Below are 15,689 nucleotides of genomic sequence, written 5' to 3'. Positions count from 1 at the left end.
TGGCCGTCGGCTGGGATGGCCACGTGCCCACCGACACTCCGATCGACACCCTGACCGATCTCTTCGAGGAGCACCGCCCGACGCTCCTCGGCGTCGCCTACCGGATGCTCGGCCGCGTGGCCGACGCCGAGGACGTCGTCCAGGAGGCCTGGCTGCGCTGGGCCGCCGAGGACCGGGCGGCCGTCCGCGAGCCCCGCGCCTTCCTCGTCCGGATCACCACCCGGCTCGCCATCGACCGGCTCCGCCACGTCCAGAGCCGCCGCGAGTCCTACGTCGGCCCCTGGCTGCCCGAACCCGTCGTCACCGACTTCGGCCCGGCCGCCCCCGACACCGCCGAGCGCGCACTGCTCGCCGACACCGTCTCCTTCGCCGTCCTCGTCGTCCTCGAGTCCCTCTCCCCCCTGGAGCGGGCCGTCTTCGTGCTGCGCGAGGCCTTCGGCTTCCCGTACGGCGAGATCGCCGACGCCCTCGACCGCTCCGAGGCCGCCGTGCGCCAGCTCGCCGGACGGGCCCGCCGTCACGTCGACGAGGGCAAGCCCCGCTACGACGTCGACCCCACCGAACGCCGCGACCTCACCGAACGCTTCCTCGCCGCCGCGGCGGGCGGCGACCTCGGCGAGCTCCTCGCCCTGCTCGCCCCGGACGCGCGCCTGGTCGGCGACAGCGGTGGCAAGTCCAAGGCGCCGCTGCGGATCATGGACGGCGCCGACAAGGTCGGCCGCTTCCTCGCCGCCGTGGCCGACGGCGCGGAGGAGCTGTACGAGTTCCGCTTCGCCGAGATCAACGGCGGCCCCGCCCTGATCTCCCTCGTCGACGGACGTCCCGACTCCGTCTTCCAGATCGAGGTCCGCGACGGACGCGTCCAGTGCGTCTACATCCTCCGCAACCCCGACAAGCTCCAGGGCCTCGCCGGCCTCTGACCGCACCGCCCGTGCCCCGCCCCCGTCCCCGGGAGGCGGGGCACAGTGCTGCGCACGGCACACGCGCGCGCGAACGTCCTGTGAACGATCTAGGCCAGAGGGTCACATTCGGGGACGTTCGACGGAGGATTGGTCTTGACCAAGGGGTTGGCTCGCCTTATGGTCGCAGAGTTAGTGCAAGAACCTTTAATAAACAAGGGCGCGGAAAAACGCCGCGGGACACGGCGAATTGCGGAGGATCAGGGTGGGGACCACGCAGCTGGCATCGGTGCCGGAACCGAAGTACCAGCACCTCAAGACGGTGATCGGCGAAGCGCTCGACACGGACTTCGCCGTCGGGGAGATCCTTCCCAACGAGCGAGAGCTCGCGGCACGCTTCGGCGTCGCCCGCGCGACCCTGCGCCAGGCACTGGAGCAGCTGGAGCTGGAAGGCAGGCTCCAGCGCCGCCGCGGCGTCGGCACCACGGTCGCCCCGCCGCGCGTCGGCGTGGACGTCTCCACCACCCAGCACACCTGGCCCGGCGTCGGCGACGACGCCTGGCAGTCCCTGGACTCCGCCTCCGACGTGGCCCCCGCCGCCGTCGCGCGCGTCCTGGAGACCGGCGCGGAGGACCGTGTGCACGTCGTCCGCCGCCTCCGCGTCTCCCAGGGCCAGCCGGTCGCCGCCGAACTCCTCTACGTGCCCGCGGGCTCCGTCCCCGGCCTCAGCGCCATCGACGCGCCCGCCGGACCGGCCCGCGCCCGCGCCGTCCTCCGCGAGCTCCAGCACCTCGCCCTCGACGGCCAGGACCGCTCCGTGGAACTCGGTTCCGCCCGCGCCGACGACGCCAAGGAGCTCGACCGGCTGCCCGGCGCCCCCGTCCTCGTCGTGACGACCCGCTACCTCTCCGGAGGGCGCACCGCCGCCGTCTCCGTGGCCACCTACCGCGCCGACACCTGCCGCCTCACCTTCGGCGACTCCGGCGACCTGGTCATGGCCTCGTAAGGACCGGCGCCGCCGAGAGAACCCACAGCAGCGGGCACCGGCCCGCCGCGGGACCGCCCACCGGCGGTTCAGCGGCGGGCCGTCACCGTTCCGTCGACGGCGAAGAGCTGCTCCTCGACGTGGTCGAGCGCGAGCCGCAGCGCACCCGTGCCCACCGCGGCCTCGCCCAGCAGCGACAGCACCACCCGCGGCGGCCGCAGACAGAACCGGGCCAGTTCCTCGCGCAGCGGCGGGAGCACGCCGTCGAGACCGGCCGCCCAGCCCCCGACCACCACCAGCTCGGGGTCGATCGCCAGGACCAGCGCCGCCACGTCGTGCACCAGGCGCTGGATGAACCGCTCCACCGCCGCCTCCGCGCGCGCGTCGCCCTTGCGGGCCAGCGCGAACACCTCGGCGACCGCCTGCTCGTCCAGCGGGTGCAACGGCTCGTCGGTCGTCGAGAGCAGGTGCTCGGGGGTCACCCCGCGGCCGAGCAGGTGCAGGGCGCCGATCTCCCCGGCCGCCCCGCCGTAACCGCGGTGCAGTCGGCCGCCGATCAGCGACCCTGCACCCGGACTCAGCCCGGCGAGCACGAACACGATGTCGTCGGAGTCGGTCGCCGCACCCTTCCAGTGCTCGGCGACCGCCGCCGCGTTCGCGTCGTTCTCCACGATCACCGGGCAGCGGAACGAACGCCGCAGCCGCTCGCCGAGCGCGAGGCCCGTCCAGCCCGGCAGCGCCGTGCCCAGGCGCACCGTTCCGTCGGCCTCCACGATGCCCGGGGTGCCGACGCCGACGGCCCGCAGATTGGACCGGGCGACCCCGGCCCTGCGCAGCACGTCGGCCACGACCGCACGCACCTTGTCCAGGCGCTCGTCCTCCGGCGCCGTCTCCGACACCTCGCGGGACCCGGCGCCGATGATCCGACCGTCCAGACCGGAGAGCAGTGCGGCCACCCGGTGCGGTCCGATCTCGATGCCGAGCAGATGGCCGGCCTCCGCGCGGAAGCGGAACCTCCGGGCCGGACGCCCCTGCCGCCGGGCCTCGCCCTCCTCGGGTGCCGACTCGACGACGAGACCGCCCTCCATGAGCCCCTCGACGACGCCCTCGACCGTGGGCCGCGACAGGCCCGTGATCCGGGTCAGATCCGTGAGCGTGGGCGCGTCGGCACCGCGCAGCGCATGGAGTACCACCGCGGAGTTGATCCGCCTCAGCAGGGACGGATCTCCGCCGGTCAGCCGCCCCACAGTGTGTCCTCCCAGCTCGTACAGCTCTTCGGCGGATGGTACTCAATGGGCCCGCCCGCGGCGAGCGCCGCCCCCGCCGCCGCCCCTCCGGGCACCTGACGCGACGCCAACTGTCAGTGCCGAGGGCTTTACTGGCTCCATGACCACCACGGCCCGCCACCTGGCGACGATCGACCTGCTCCGCGCCCGCGGCTTCGACGGTAGCCAGGGCTTCCACCTGGCCGAACTGGCGACCAGCGAGGAGTTCTGGGAGGACGACGGCTCGCGCCGGGAGGCCGTCGAGGAGCAGTACGAAGCGGAACGTGACGGGCTCGCCCTCCTGCTCACCCGGCGTTGGGGCCCGCCCCGACGACTCGTCCTCGGACCCGTACTGGAGCGGTCCATGGAGGGCGAGCCGATACCGGAGCCGTGGTCCACGCTCAGCTGCCACACCCCGAACCTCTGCCTGTGGACGGCCGACGGCGCCTGGATCGGCCTGGGCGTCTCGCAGTGGGACAAGGAGCTGCCGTTCCAGCTCCTCGCCGTCGTCACGACCGTCGACCCGCCCGTACGGACGTACCGGGGAGGCCCTCCTCAGGCGTAACCGACCGCCGAGTCGACGAAAGTGCGGAAGCTCCCGCGCGCGTCACTACCGCCGAGCCGGCTGCCGCCCGTGCCGACCGCGAACAGGAAGGGGTCCACGTTGTAGCGCTTGTTCCTGAGCCGCGTGAACCCCATGATCACCGGATGCTGGTGGGAGACGTCCCGCGCCCCCGCCCGGGACCGGTAGAAGGTCCAGGACAGCCCCGGCGCCCGGGCGACGATCGTGTCCCCGATGTGGAGCCCCAGGTCGTAGGCGACGGCGATCCACAGCGGTCGCGGCCGGGCCGCCCCCTCCGGGTCCGGCTCGACCTCCGCGAGGTACCACCCCTCCAGCGCGTCGAGGTCCTCGTCCGAGGTCCCGAGCCGTAGCCCGTTCCCCCCGACCAGCGCGGCCAGGACCGCGAGCCGCTCGTCCTTCGTCGCCATCCGGTGCTCGTACTCCCGGCGCGCGGCCATCAGGGGCATGTCGCCCATCGGCCCGTCCTCCAGCGGCTGGAACGGCCGGTAGTCACCCCACTCCACGAGGGCTCCTTCCTAGGCTCCGGGTGCCTCGGCGGCTTCCCGGAGACGGGCGTACTCCTCGGCCATCGTCGCCGCGGTCCAGTGCGCGTTGAGGCCGCTCGGATTGGGCAGCGCCCAGACCCGGGTGGATCCGATCATGCGCCGCTGCGGCCCGATCGCCGCCTTCGGCTCGCCGAACGCGGTGCGGTACGCGGTGACACCGACCACCGCGAGCCAGCGCGGGGCGAGCCGCTCCACCTTCGCCGTCAGGACCCGCCCGCCCTCGACGTACTCCTCCCGGCTCAGCTCGTCGGCCCGCGCGGTCGCCCGCGCCACCACGTTCGTGATCCCGAGACCGTACGCCAGGAGCTCCTCCTGCTCGTCCGGCCGCAACTGCCTCGGCGTGAACCCGGACAGGTGCAGGACCGGCCAGAACCTGTTGCCCGGCCGGGCGAAGTGGTGGCCCGTCGCCGCCGTCATCAGACCCGGGTTGATCCCGCAGAACAGCACGGAAAGGCCGCCCGCGGCCACGTCGGGAACGACGCGGTCGCGGGCGGCCTCCAGCTCCTGCGGGGTGAACCGGGGAGTCCGGGTCAGAGGATCGCCCCGGGGGTGTAGGCGGCGGCCTCCGGGTGCTGCTTGAGGATCTCCTCGATCCGGGAGACGACGACCGCGACCTGGTCGGCGGCGGCGCCCGTGAAGGACAGCTTGTCCGCCATCAGCTCGTCGAGCTGCGCCCGGTCCAGCGGGATGCGGTCGTCGGCGGCCAGCTTGTCGAGGAGCTCGTTGCGCTCGGCGCCCTGCTCGCGCATGGCGAGGGCCGAGGCGACCGCGTTCTCCTTGATGGCCTCGTGGGCGACCTCGCGGCCCACCCCGGCGCGCACGGCGCCCATGAGGACCTTGGTGGTCGCCAGGAAGGGCAGGTAGCGGTCGAGCTCGCGGGCGACGACGGCCGGGAAGGCGCCGAACTCGTCGAGCACGGTCAGGAAGGTCTCCAGGAGGCCGTCCAGTGCGAAGAACGCGTCGGGCAGCGCGACCCGGCGGACCACGGAGCAGGACACGTCGCCCTCGTTCCACTGGTCGCCGGCCAGCTCGCCGGTCATGGACGCGTAGCCGCGCAGGATGACCATGAGGCCGTTCACGCGCTCGCAGGAGCGGGTGTTCATCTTGTGCGGCATCGCCGAGGAGCCGACCTGGCCGGGCTTGAAGCCCTCGGTCACCAGCTCGTGGCCGGCCATCAGGCGGATCGTCTTGGCGATCGACGACGGGGCGGCCGCCAGCTGGACCAGCGAGGTCACCACGTCGTAGTCGAGCGAGCGCGGGTAGACCTGGCCGACCGAGGTGAAGGCGTGCGCGAAGCCGAGGTGGCCGGCGATCCGCTGCTCCAGGTCGGCCAGCTTGCCGGCGTCGCCGCCGAGCAGGTCCAGCATGTCCTGCGCGGTGCCGACCGGGCCCTTGATGCCGCGGAGCGGGTAGCGGCCGAGGAGCTCCTCAAGGCGCCCGTAGGCCACGAGCAGCTCGTCCGCGGCGGTCGCGAAGCGCTTGCCGAGGGTGGTCGCCTGCGCGGCGACGTTGTGCGAGCGGCCGGCCATGACCAGCTCCGCGTACTCCGCGGACAGCTTGCCGAGGCGGGCGAGGACGGCGACCGTGCGGTCCCGCATCAGCTCCAGGGAGAGGCGGATCTGGAGCTGCTCGACGTTCTCGGTGAGGTCGCGCGAGGTCATGCCCTTGTGGACGTGCTCGTGGCCGGCGAGGTCGTTGAACTCCTCGATCCGGGCCTTCACGTCGTGCCGGGTGACCTTCTCGCGCTCGGCGATGGAACCGAGGTCGACCTGGTCGAGAACGCGCTCGTAGTCGGCGAGGGCGGCGTCCGGAACCTCGATCCCGAGGTCCTTCTGCGCACGGAGCACGGCGAGCCACAGCTGACGCTCCAGCTTCACCTTCTGCTCGGGGGACCAGAGGACGGCGAGCTCCGCGGAGGCGTAGCGGCCGGCCAGAACGTTGGGGATGCGGGGCTTCGCAGTCACAGCAGTCACGTGGAGAGAGTCTACTGGCGGTTTCTGCAGGCCAGCGCCACCGTCTGATGTGGAGCTTGCTACGAGACGCACGTCACGGACGCGACCCGCCGTCCGTTCACGGACCGGCCGGGGCCTCGTACGGCAGCAGCTCCGGGCGCTTGGGCGAGCGGCCGTCGCCGGACGGTGCGACACCCGCCCAGGTTCCCTGCACGTAAGGTGGAGGGCGCGTACGGCAAGGGGGCGGCGCAATCCGAGCACCAAGGAGCCCCCCCCGATGGCCGTCAAGCCTCTCATAGACCTCTACCTGCGCAAGAGCAAGAACTTGCGGGAGGACGACCACCGCCGAGAGCGGTCCACCGACACGCAGGAGGCCTCCGGGCGTCGCTGGGCCGACCGCAACGGCTACACCGTCCGTCATGTGTGGGTGGACCTGGCCTCCGGCTACAAGGCGGACGCCAAGCGTCCCGACTTCGACAAGGCGCTGGCAGCGCTGCGGAACCGTGACACCTCGGCACTGTGGTGCTACATGGTGGACCGGTTTTCTCGCCAGGGCGCCCGTGCCGTCCTCGACGTGATCGACCCGGCAGACAGCACCGAGCCCGGCCGCCTGATCTTCGAGTACGACAACCTCGACTCCGCGAACGAGAGGGACAAGCGCTGGATCCTGAACCGGGCGATGGACGCCAAGGAATACAGTGATCAGCTCTCCGCGCGTACGAGGGACACCAAGCGGCAACAGCGGGAAGACGGGCAGTGGGTCACGGCTCAGCCGCCGTACGGCTACCGCGTAGAGATAATCGACAGGCGTCGTCAGCTCGTGCGCGACCCCGGCCCGGCCGAAATCGTGCAGGAGATCTTCCATCGGGTGGGCGCCGGCGAATCCGCGCGGAGGATCTCCAAGGACCTGAACGAGCGAGGCGTTCCGGGGCCGTCCGGGGGTGCGTGGCGGCACGCGGCGATCAGCCGGACCGTCTCGCACCCTGCCTACGCGGGGTGGCAGGTGATCAAGGAAGGGCGGCGGCTCGTCGCCTACCGGAACGAGGCGGGGGAGCGCGTCAGCCTGGGCGCGGAGCTGGTGGACGAGGCCGGCCAGCGGCGTGCCCAGGGCGTGGCGGCCGGCAAGGTCCGTCCGTCGGGCGGCGACGGACCCCCGAGCCCCGGGAAGGCGTTTCACCTCCTCACGGACCTGCTGCGCTGTGACGGGTGCAAACTCGCGATGACCTTCCGCGGGCTCTCGTACAAGTGTGAGAAGGAGCGGGCGCGCGGCATCTGCCCGGCCCCGGCGTGGGCGTACGCCGACGCACTCGAACGGGAGGTCGTCGGCCGCTGGCTCGACGTCGTCATGGCGCTGGAACCGACCGACGCCCTGGCGGTCAAAATCGCGGAGCGCTGGACGGCTCTGACACTCCCCGAGGAGACCGAAGAGGTGAGGGGAGCACGGGAAGCCCTCGATGCTGCGGAATCGTCCCTGGGACGCCTCATGGCGGACAGGCAAGCAGGGCTGTACGACGGTCCGGCCGCTCGGTACTTCGCTCCGCTGCATCGTGACGCGATCGACGCCGTCGAGGCCGCGCAGAAGCACCTGGATGCCGTGGCTCTGCGTGCTGTCGTCGACACGAGCATCGTGGACGACGGCCGAGTGCTGCGGGAAACCTGGGAAGCGGCAGGGCTGGAGATGCGGCGAAGCCTCCTGCGCCTTGCCATCGACCGCGTGACCGTATGTAAAGCCCCGTACCAGGGTGCACGCTGGAACGGGGAATCCCGTGTGGTGGTGGAGTGGGCTGCGGGCGAGGGGTTGGCGATTCCGACGGACGAAGAGTTGTCGGCGTCGAAGTGTTCTCCACGGGCACCCCAGACTGCCTGTCGTCGTGTGGGTGAGTCCGAGGTCGTATGACTGCGGCGGGTGAAGCTCTGGGAGGGCGATCGGCGATCGTCGCCCGTACTCTGCTGGACTTGGATGAATTCGTCGAGCAATGCCTTTTCCAACCTTAGGCTGAGGCGTGGTGAAGGACGGCAACGGCCTGGAAGATCGCTGTGATGCGGTTGGTGCTGCAGCGGAGTTTCCGTAGGAGTCGCCGACCCTTCAGCGTGGCCATGGCCTGCTCGCCGAGGCAGCGGATCTTGGCGTGTGTGCTGTTGTGCCGATGCTGCCGCCGTTTGAGGCGGCGCCCTCGGAAAGGGCCCCGGATGGAGCCGTCGGCGCCCTGGTACGCCTTGTCGGCGCAGCACTTGAGGCCGGCTTCGGTGAGTGCTTCGACGAGCCATGCGGGCGGACTGCTGGGTCGGCCGACGACCGCGCTTCCGCGAGCGAATCGCGGTCAGGTCAAGGAGCCGGTGGTCACCAGTTCCGCGATGGCGTCGTCTGCCCGGCGGAGCATGATCCTGCCGTCTCCGGTGCTGTACGCGACGATGCGGGCCCCGGGATGCAGCCCGGCTTCGACGAGTACTCCCATGGGGAGTTCGATTCGGCCGTCCTCGCCGATCTTCAGTTCAGCCGGTTCGCGCAGCATGGTGACAGTCTTCCATAGGAGCCTGGAGTGGCTGCTGCTGAAGGGGCGGCTACTCCGTGGCCATGTGCGTCAGCTGCGGCTTCCGGCTGGCTTCTCGAGGCCGGGTAACGCCAGCCATATACTCGTATGGCGATGAACGAGCTGCCTCAAGAGCCGACCGCTAGTGATTGGTCCCCGCCGGAGGGATCGTGGGCGTCCTCTGCTGCGAACCGCCGCAGCATGCTCGGAAACCGGAACCGGGATACGGCTCCAGAGCGTGCGCTGCGCTCACTTGTCCACGCGGCTGGGCTTCGCTACCGGGTCGCGGCCAAGCCCCTTCCAGGGATGCGTCGGACGGCCGACCTCGTCTTTCGCCCGACCCGCGTTGCGGTCTTCGTCGATGGCTGTTTCTGGCATGGCTGCCCTGAGCACTTCGTACCGCCGAAGACGAACCCCGACTACTGGCGCGAGAAGATCGGGAGGAACGTACAGCGTGATAGGGACACGGATGCGCGTCTCGCGGAAGCCGGCTGGCTCGTCCTGAGGTTCTGGGAGCACGAACCTCCGGAAGCGAGTTCTGCGGTCGTCTGCGCCGCAGTTGAGTCACGTCGGCGCAAGGCAGCGGTTCGGGCAGAGCCGGAGGCGTAGCGCTGAAGCTGGCATGGGGGCGTGCCGAGTTCAACGGCCCAGGCGCGTAGTTGCTCTTGCCTCGTCTACCGTATCGATCAGCGCAGTGGTAATTGTGCTGGTCCAGGCTGAATGCGGCCTGATCCAGAACGGCAGGGGTGGGGCAGCAGGACATGGCAGTCGAACGTACGAACCGGGACATCAGGACGCTCATCAGCCAGATCGCTGACGGGGAGATCATGCTCCCGGAGATCCAGCGCGGCTATGTCTGGAAGGCGTCGCAAGTCGCGAAGCTTGTGGAGTCGATGTACCTCGGATATCCGGCGGGAACACTCCTGCTGTGGAAGACGGACGAGGGGGCTGAAACCCGCGCTGCGGCGATCGGGGCCGGACAGGGGCTTCCCAGTGTTATGCCGCTGTACCTCCTCGACGGCCAGCAGCGGCTCACCTCGCTGTACCGCGTCTTCAACGATCATCCGACAGCGCAGGTCGTCTTCAATATCGAGACTGAGGCGTTCCAGAATCAGAGCAACGCCACGCTCAGGAGCCCGAAGTGGATCAAGGTCTACGACGTCGTCGGGCCGGACGCTGATTCGTTCGCGCTTCAGATGCAGCTCCGTTCGGCCGGGCTGTCGATCGACGGCGCAGAGATCGGGCGCCGCCTCAAGGCACTTGAAGCGATCTCGCAGCGCGACTTCCATATGGAGGTCCTCCACGGCTTCAGCTACGAAGAGGTCACCCAGATCTTCGTGCGGGTCAACAGCGGCGGCCGTCCGCTGAAGACGACCGACCTTGCGATGGCGACGCTCTCCGCTCGCTCACCAGGGTTCCTCGGAGAGCTTGAGGAGGAGGCGGCGCGGTGGGCAGAGCGCGGCTACCGGGCTGTCGATGTCAACTTCCTCATCAAGGCGATCACACTCAGCCTGTCTATCTCGGGCAAGCGGACCTCGTCCGTCTCCAGGCTGACCACCGCCAGTCCGGAGTCCGTCAGGGAAGGCTGGAAGCGGGTGCGCCACGGGCTTGAGCGCGTCGTTCCGCTGCTCTGCGAGCATCTGCTCGTTCCGACCACAGCGCTCATCCCGTCCGTCACGGCCTTGCACCCGCTGATTGTCTTCTACGGCCGCCTGCCTGAAAGCGCCCTTGTAGATGCTGAGGTGGAAAAGGGGCTGCTTTACTGGTTCCTGGCTGCGAGCGGGAGCAACCGCTACGGCGGTGCTACCGACAGCGCATTGACCCAGGACGTCAACGCCCTCGACTCGGACGAGCCCGTCCGCGCGCTCCTCGCCAACCTGCGCTTGGACGAGAAGGGCTTCAACGTGACCGCCCGAGATCTGTCCGGGCGCAACATTCAGAGCCCGTACATCATGCTCTCCTACCTGGCTGCTGCCCACTCCGGGGCAGAGGACTGGTGGGCTGGCGGGCCGATCTCCGTCGCCTCTGAGGGAGCGGACAAGCTGCAGTACAGCATGCTGCACCCGGCTGTGCAGCTGCGGAACCACCGGAACAAGTACTCGTCTGCGGAGATCAACGAGCTGGCGAATATCGTCTTCGTCTCGCAGCAGACGGCCAAGAACATGATCGGCAACCGGTCTCCTGCTGAGTACATCAGGGAAGTCCAGGCAGGCGATCTGGCGGCTCATGCTGTTCCGACTGATCCTCAGGTCCTTGAAGCCGACGGGTTCCGGGAGTTCCTTGTAGCCCGCCGTATGCTCCTCGCAGAGCGGATCTCTGCTCTCCTCGAGCGTTTCCGCCCGGCCTTCATCGACGCAGGTGGCACCAGAAGCCCGCGGTCCGAAGCGCCCCGCAAGTCCCTCGTACTCACGGGGTACGCGGCAGGAAGCCGCACTCTGTTGCTTGCGGAGGCTCAGGTCGGGGCGCAGCACTGGGTCGGACGGATCGACACGGCTGAGCTGGATGCCGCACTTGATGCGGCTGCCAGCGGCCTCGACAGCGACGTCACCGTGGCCGGAGAAGCCGCGCCGCTGAAGGTCGACGAGGACGGTGTGACCCTGCTGGTCGGTCCCTTCAAGCTCCGTGGCACCGCAGACCAGTGGCGGGTGGCGTTGAAGGATGCCCTCTCGGACGCGCTGCCTGCGGCAGACTGCCCTGAAGCCGAGTCGCCGGCATGGGCTGGCGAGACCGAAGAGTTCCTGCTGGCGGACATCGGTATCCAGAGGGCATAAATCCGCCCTGCCCGAGGCGGGAGCGCTGATGCTGCGCTCGTGCTCCCGCCTTCAGCCGTTCACTGCGTCTGGTAGCAGCAGCCCGGTCGTCCCCGGGCTGAGCACGGGGGCCAGACGCGGGATGCCCGAGACGAGTGCGTCTGGCGAGACGTCGAGTCGGCACGCCTCCCAGCGTCCGAAGGAGCCCCTGTCCTGCGGCACCTGGAGACTGATCCATGCCGTCGAGACGGAAGCGACTGCGGTGACATCAAGGTCTTGGGTGAGCTGGACAACTACGAGCTGCCATGCCGGGTCGCGGCGCATCGTCTCGTACTCGTGCCGGGACAGGTAGAAGGTGACCCTTCCGCGCCGCACCGTGCTCTTCGCCTCGATGTGCAGTGGGTGCCGCCGTGCATGTACAGCGATGTCGTACCCGAAGCTGTCGGAGTACGCGGCGACGTGCTCGACCCGGGCATCCGTAGCCTCAGAGATGAGGCGGACGAGAGCCGACTCGCCGGCGCTGCCGATGAGAGCCCGCGCCTCTGTGTCCACCTTGCCCCAGACTGCACTGACCTGCTCGTATGCCTCGCTCTCAGGGATACCTAGCGCCTCTGCGGCCCGTAGGGCGTCGTCTGGGAGCTCCTCCGGGCCGCGTACGAGGACATCCGCATCTGGGAGCCACGCCGCGCCGCTGGAAGCGAGTGCGGCGCGGAAGACGCGTTCGCCCACTGCGGTGCTGCTGCGCAGGTCCAGGAGCAGACCGTTCTCTCCGAGCCACGAGTACGCCGCCTCGTACTGCGTGGGGGTGAGATCGCTGAAATCGGCATGGTTGGTGAAGAACGCGCGGCACCGTGCGGCGCTGGAGTCCGGAAGCAACTCCAGCCACCGCACAGCGGCACGCAGGATAGGGCTAGGCGGAACGGGCACGGAGATGGCCCATCAGCGACTGGAGGTCCCGCTGGTCGAGGCCGCCGCCGACGGCAGGCTCATCGTCAAGATCCGCGAGTTCCTGGACGGCGGGGTCATCAAGGATCCGCCCCATGAAGAGCAGCTTGTCGCCCAGCCGCTGGTCGACGACCTCGTCGATACTTCCCTCGGAAGCGAGCACGGTGACCCGGGTCTCGGTTTCGGGTGCGAGACCGAGACGGTGGATCCGGTCGAGGCTCTGCAGGAAGCGCCCGGCCGCGAAGTCGCGGTCGACGTACACCGCGTCGTGGCAGTCATGGTGCAGGCTGATGCCTTCGCCGAGTGTAGCCGGGTTGGAGAGCAGCACCATGCAGTCCGGATCCTTCCGGAAGCGCTCGATCTCTGCTTCGCGGTCTTCCGTGCCTCCGTGGACCATCGCCGGACGGAACTCCTTGAGCATCCTCTCCAGCGTGTTCAGACTGCGGATGAACGTGGACCACACCAAGGTCTTGCGGCCCTTGGCCGCGTTCTCCGCGACGATGGCCAGGACCTCGCGGTACTTCGGCGACATCTCGTAACTCGGGAGGTCCCGCATGAGGTCGAAAAGAGGGCTCCCTTCAGGGACGGCCAGGGGCGGGACCTGGTACATCAGAGGCTCGTACCGCGTCGTACCGACAGCGAGCAGGGCAGGACTGGTAGCCGCCATCAGCATGTAGACGATGATCTTGCCGAGGGCCTGGAAGTCGCCTTCGGCTCCGGCAGCCCGGGCCGAGAACCGGCCGATCAGGGCTTCGTACACCTCCTGGTGCAGCGGGGGCATCGGAAGCGTCCGGAGGGTTGTCGTCACCGGAGGCAGGCCCAGCTCGCCCTTGGTGGTGCGGGTGAACAGCGGGCGCAGGACCTGACTCGCCTTGGCGAGGTCGCCGCCGGCCACAGCCTGCGTCACCTTCTGGCGGCCGTGCCCAGGCCACACGAAACCGAAGAGGTTCTCGATGTCCTTGACGCCGTTCGGCGCCGGAGTACCGGTCAGGATCAGCCGATGGCGGGCCCGCGGGCCCAGAGCGAGGCAGGCCGCCCCGTACGTCCCCTCGGCGCCGAGCTTCATCCTGTGCGCCTCATCGAGGAGGATCATGGAGGGGCGGGCCGTGAGCCACTGGCCGAGCTCGTCGACCGACGGGCTGAGGCGCTCGTAGTTCACGATGAGTACTTCTGCGGCCGGGTCGACGTTCCGGGACAGGACCTCCATGCGCAGCGGCTCATCGAGGCATTGCCTGTTCTCGTACTGCCACGACTCGTAGCAGGACTTCGGTCCGACGATCAGCAGGCGCTCGATGCCCTTGGCACGGCGCAGCGCGTGGAACACAGCGAGGCCGACGCGTGTCTTGCCGGCGCCGGGGACGGAGAAGTTCGCACCGTGGCGCAGCGAGAGAAGCTTGGCGATGTCCCGGCGCTGGAAAGGTGTGAGGTCGGCGGTCCAGGAGGGCCCGAGCAGCCCGTCGACCTCATCGTCCAGTACTTCGCTGACACCTTTGGATACAGGGTCGAGGCGGTCGGCCACGGTCTGGGCATCCACAGCGGAGTCCGTTGCGAGGGCCGCCAGCTGGTTGTCCCATGAAACGCTCGACTGCGCAGGCCACGTTGTCAGCGCTACGAGGTTCGTAAGCAGGTCGTCGATGTCTACGTCCATGCTCCCAGGGGAGCGCTGCACACTGCTCCGGAAGCGCAGGGCAAGGCGGCGCAGGTCACCCTCGTGTCCGGCGCCGGCCCGCAACCGGGCTTTCGTCACGCTGTCCCCGAACCCGATCTCCAAGCTCGGTGCAGTTGCGGTCATCAGTTCTCCCGGACGGCGTTGAGCAGCCACTCGACGCCGTCCCCCGGCGAACTGAACGTGCGGCCTGCCTGCTTGGCCAAGCGTGCGAGGCTCGCACGGAGGGTAAGCAGGGCGTCGTCGAAAGCGTCCTCGTCGAGTGCGCGCTTCGCCTTGGCCTCGGCGAACTCCGCCGCACACTGGTTCACATAGTCGGCCGCGTCCGTCAGACGCTCTGGTACCGCGATCTTCCGCTTCTGCAACTGGGCGTTCTGGCCGGCCATCTTCACAGCGACGTCGAACGTACTGCGGGCCGCCTTGATCTTTGCGGCGGCCTGGGTGACGTCAGAGGGCGTGAGCTTGTCCCCGGCAAGAGACGCGGCCTTGGCACGCAGCAGGCTGTCGGTGAGGGCTCGGATCGTCTTCACGGTAGCGGTAGCGTCAGGGACCGCGACCCCCGGCAGACCAGGGATGGATACTGCGGCGGCAGCCTGTGCGACAGGGCGCAGGTCGTCCGGCAGCCGCTCGTCGACGTAGCGGGCGTGGAAATCGGCCTCAGCGAGCCGGACCGATGTCTTCGGGTAGTTCAGGACGACCATCGCGAGCCGGGACTCCTTCAGCTGCTCGGCCGCATCCGGATCCGTCTTCGCGAGCTTCGTGTAGTCGCGCTGCAGTTCGCGGAGCTTCTCCTGGTGGTCCTCGAAGTCCACCAGCCGCAGCTCGACGCCGCTGACAGGGCCCTTGCTGCGATCGATGGCGTCGATAACCAACTGGTAGACCCATCGGTCCTGGTGGAGTGTGGTGGCCTTGATGTTGAAGTCCCGCGCGACGTCTTCGACCCGGCGCCCGTTCGCCAGCTCCTCCTCGATCGCGATCAGGCGGTTGATGTAGGAGTACTCGCGCCGCTTGTCCCGCCGCAGCTGGAGCGCGAGTTCGACACTGTTGATGTCGCGCCGAGAGGTGTCGGAAGGCAGCACACCCACACGGATGTCCTTGATGCCGAGTTTGCGGAGGGCCGCGCAGCGGGTGTTGCCGTCGACCAGGATGCCGTCGGGGCTGATGATGCCGGGTTCCTTCTGTCCGAAGTCATCGAGCTCGTCCCGCAACGCGGTGAAGTCCGGGTCGGTCTGGCTCGGATTCGACGGACTACGGCTGAGGAGGGTGGCGAGGTAGTCCTGGGCGGACTCACTCCAGGGCTGCTCTTCCAGTACCCGGTTCTGCTCGGGGTCCAGAGTGCGCTGCGCGCGGATGCGGTGGGTGTCGGGGTTGAAGTAGAGAAGGTCCACCGGCATGGAGATCACGCTCAGGTGCTTCTGCTCGCCGCGCCAGTCCACCGTGACCTTGGCGCCGTTGTCGGCCATGGCCTGCTTGAGCCGCTCTTCGACCATGGACCGGATCCGCTCACCCTCGGGCGGGACACCGAACTTCACAGTCATAGACAGACCCTCTCCTCAGCATCAGTCGCA

The 15,689-nt window shown here is 69.1% G+C and carries 14 protein-coding genes and 1 pseudogene; 6 read left to right on the top strand and 9 right to left on the bottom strand.

All coding sequences use genetic code 11. The features are described 5' to 3' along the window. Nucleotides 1–23: 23 nt before the first annotated feature. Complete coding sequence (locus ACIQFX_RS22765; RefSeq protein ID WP_402466252.1) at nucleotides 24–920, top strand: RNA polymerase sigma-70 factor; 897 nt, start codon at nucleotides 24–26, stop codon at nucleotides 918–920. 244 nt (nucleotides 921–1,164) lie between these two features. Then, nucleotides 1,165–1,905 (top strand): GntR family transcriptional regulator, encoded by a 741-nt coding sequence (locus tag ACIQFX_RS22760; RefSeq protein WP_402466249.1) that lies wholly within the window; start codon nucleotides 1,165–1,167, stop codon nucleotides 1,903–1,905. 68 nt (nucleotides 1,906–1,973) lie between these two features. Here ACIQFX_RS22760 and ACIQFX_RS22755 read toward each other — a convergent pair whose 3' ends face one another. Next, nucleotides 1,974–3,131 carry an ROK family transcriptional regulator gene (locus ACIQFX_RS22755; RefSeq protein ID WP_402466246.1) on the bottom strand — a complete coding sequence of 386 codons (1,158 nt, stop codon included), beginning with the start codon at nucleotides 3,129–3,131 and terminating at the stop codon, nucleotides 1,974–1,976. A 139-nt stretch (nucleotides 3,132–3,270) separates the two neighbouring features. On the opposite strand from ACIQFX_RS22755, the gene ACIQFX_RS22750 reads away from it, so the two are divergent. Further along, nucleotides 3,271–3,714: a hypothetical protein gene (locus ACIQFX_RS22750; protein ID WP_402466244.1), complete on the top strand. Its 444-nt coding sequence runs from the start codon at nucleotides 3,271–3,273 to the stop codon at nucleotides 3,712–3,714. On the opposite strand, the gene ACIQFX_RS22745 is transcribed toward ACIQFX_RS22750, so the two are convergent. The 3 genes from ACIQFX_RS22745 to purB form a co-directional block, all read right to left on the bottom strand. After that, the gene (locus tag ACIQFX_RS22745; protein WP_402466241.1) at nucleotides 3,705–4,235 is read right to left on the bottom strand and encodes a hypothetical protein; all 531 of its coding nucleotides are present in this window, start codon (nucleotides 4,233–4,235) and stop codon (nucleotides 3,705–3,707) included. The genes ACIQFX_RS22750 and ACIQFX_RS22745 overlap by 10 nt on opposite strands. Before the next feature lie 12 nt (nucleotides 4,236–4,247). Then, on the bottom strand, nucleotides 4,248–4,745 hold the full coding sequence (gene mug, locus ACIQFX_RS22740) for a G/U mismatch-specific DNA glycosylase (RefSeq protein ID WP_402466239.1): 498 nt from the start codon (nucleotides 4,743–4,745) through the stop codon (nucleotides 4,248–4,250). Nucleotides 4,746–4,807: 62 nt separating this feature from the next. Further along, nucleotides 4,808–6,250 (bottom strand): adenylosuccinate lyase, encoded by a 1,443-nt coding sequence (purB, locus tag ACIQFX_RS22735; protein WP_402466236.1) that lies wholly within the window; start codon nucleotides 6,248–6,250, stop codon nucleotides 4,808–4,810. Nucleotides 6,251–6,506: 256 nt separating this feature from the next. On the opposite strand from purB, the gene ACIQFX_RS22730 reads away from it, so the two are divergent. Next, nucleotides 6,507–8,126, top strand: coding sequence for a recombinase family protein (locus tag ACIQFX_RS22730; protein ID WP_402466234.1), 1,620 nt, complete (start codon nucleotides 6,507–6,509; stop codon nucleotides 8,124–8,126). A 94-nt stretch (nucleotides 8,127–8,220) separates the two neighbouring features. Here the strand turns inward: ACIQFX_RS22730 and ACIQFX_RS22725 are convergent. Then, nucleotides 8,221–8,493, bottom strand: a pseudogene (locus tag ACIQFX_RS22725) (transposase family protein); the annotation flags it as partial. Nucleotides 8,494–8,550: 57 nt separating this feature from the next. After that, nucleotides 8,551–8,742: a hypothetical protein gene (locus ACIQFX_RS22720; protein WP_375886393.1), complete on the bottom strand. Its 192-nt coding sequence runs from the start codon at nucleotides 8,740–8,742 to the stop codon at nucleotides 8,551–8,553. 126 nt (nucleotides 8,743–8,868) lie between these two features. Here ACIQFX_RS22720 and ACIQFX_RS22715 point away from each other — a divergent pair, with 126 nt between their 5' ends. Together ACIQFX_RS22715 and ACIQFX_RS22710 are read left to right on the top strand one after the other, a co-directional pair. Next, on the top strand, nucleotides 8,869–9,369 hold the full coding sequence (locus ACIQFX_RS22715; protein WP_402466230.1) for a very short patch repair endonuclease: 501 nt from the start codon (nucleotides 8,869–8,871) through the stop codon (nucleotides 9,367–9,369). Between the two features lie 137 nt (nucleotides 9,370–9,506). Next, a complete protein-coding gene (locus ACIQFX_RS22710) occupies nucleotides 9,507–11,531 on the top strand; it encodes a DUF262 domain-containing protein (protein WP_402466227.1) in 2,025 nt (674 codons plus the stop codon). A gap of 51 nt (nucleotides 11,532–11,582) precedes the next feature. On the opposite strand, the gene ACIQFX_RS22705 is transcribed toward ACIQFX_RS22710, so the two are convergent. From ACIQFX_RS22705 to ACIQFX_RS22695, 3 genes are read right to left on the bottom strand one after another with little or no spacing between them, the layout of a single operon-like run. Beyond that, complete coding sequence (locus ACIQFX_RS22705; protein WP_402466225.1) at nucleotides 11,583–12,401, bottom strand: protein NO VEIN domain-containing protein; 819 nt, start codon at nucleotides 12,399–12,401, stop codon at nucleotides 11,583–11,585. 19 nt (nucleotides 12,402–12,420) lie between these two features. Continuing rightward, entirely contained in the window at nucleotides 12,421–14,247 is a 1,827-nt protein-coding gene (locus ACIQFX_RS22700) for a DEAD/DEAH box helicase (protein WP_402466222.1), read from the bottom strand. Continuing rightward, a complete protein-coding gene (locus ACIQFX_RS22695; protein ID WP_402466219.1) occupies nucleotides 14,247–15,659 on the bottom strand; it encodes a transcriptional regulator in 1,413 nt (470 codons plus the stop codon). Before ACIQFX_RS22695 ends, ACIQFX_RS22700 begins: the two co-directional genes overlap by 1 nt. Between the last annotated feature and the right edge of the window lie 30 nt (nucleotides 15,660–15,689).

The sequence above is a fragment of the Streptomyces sp. NPDC093089 genome, from assembly GCF_044754405.1.
Lineage (GTDB): Bacteria > Actinomycetota > Actinomycetes > Streptomycetales > Streptomycetaceae > Streptomyces.
This window is presented reverse-complemented; position numbering and strand designations above follow the sequence as displayed.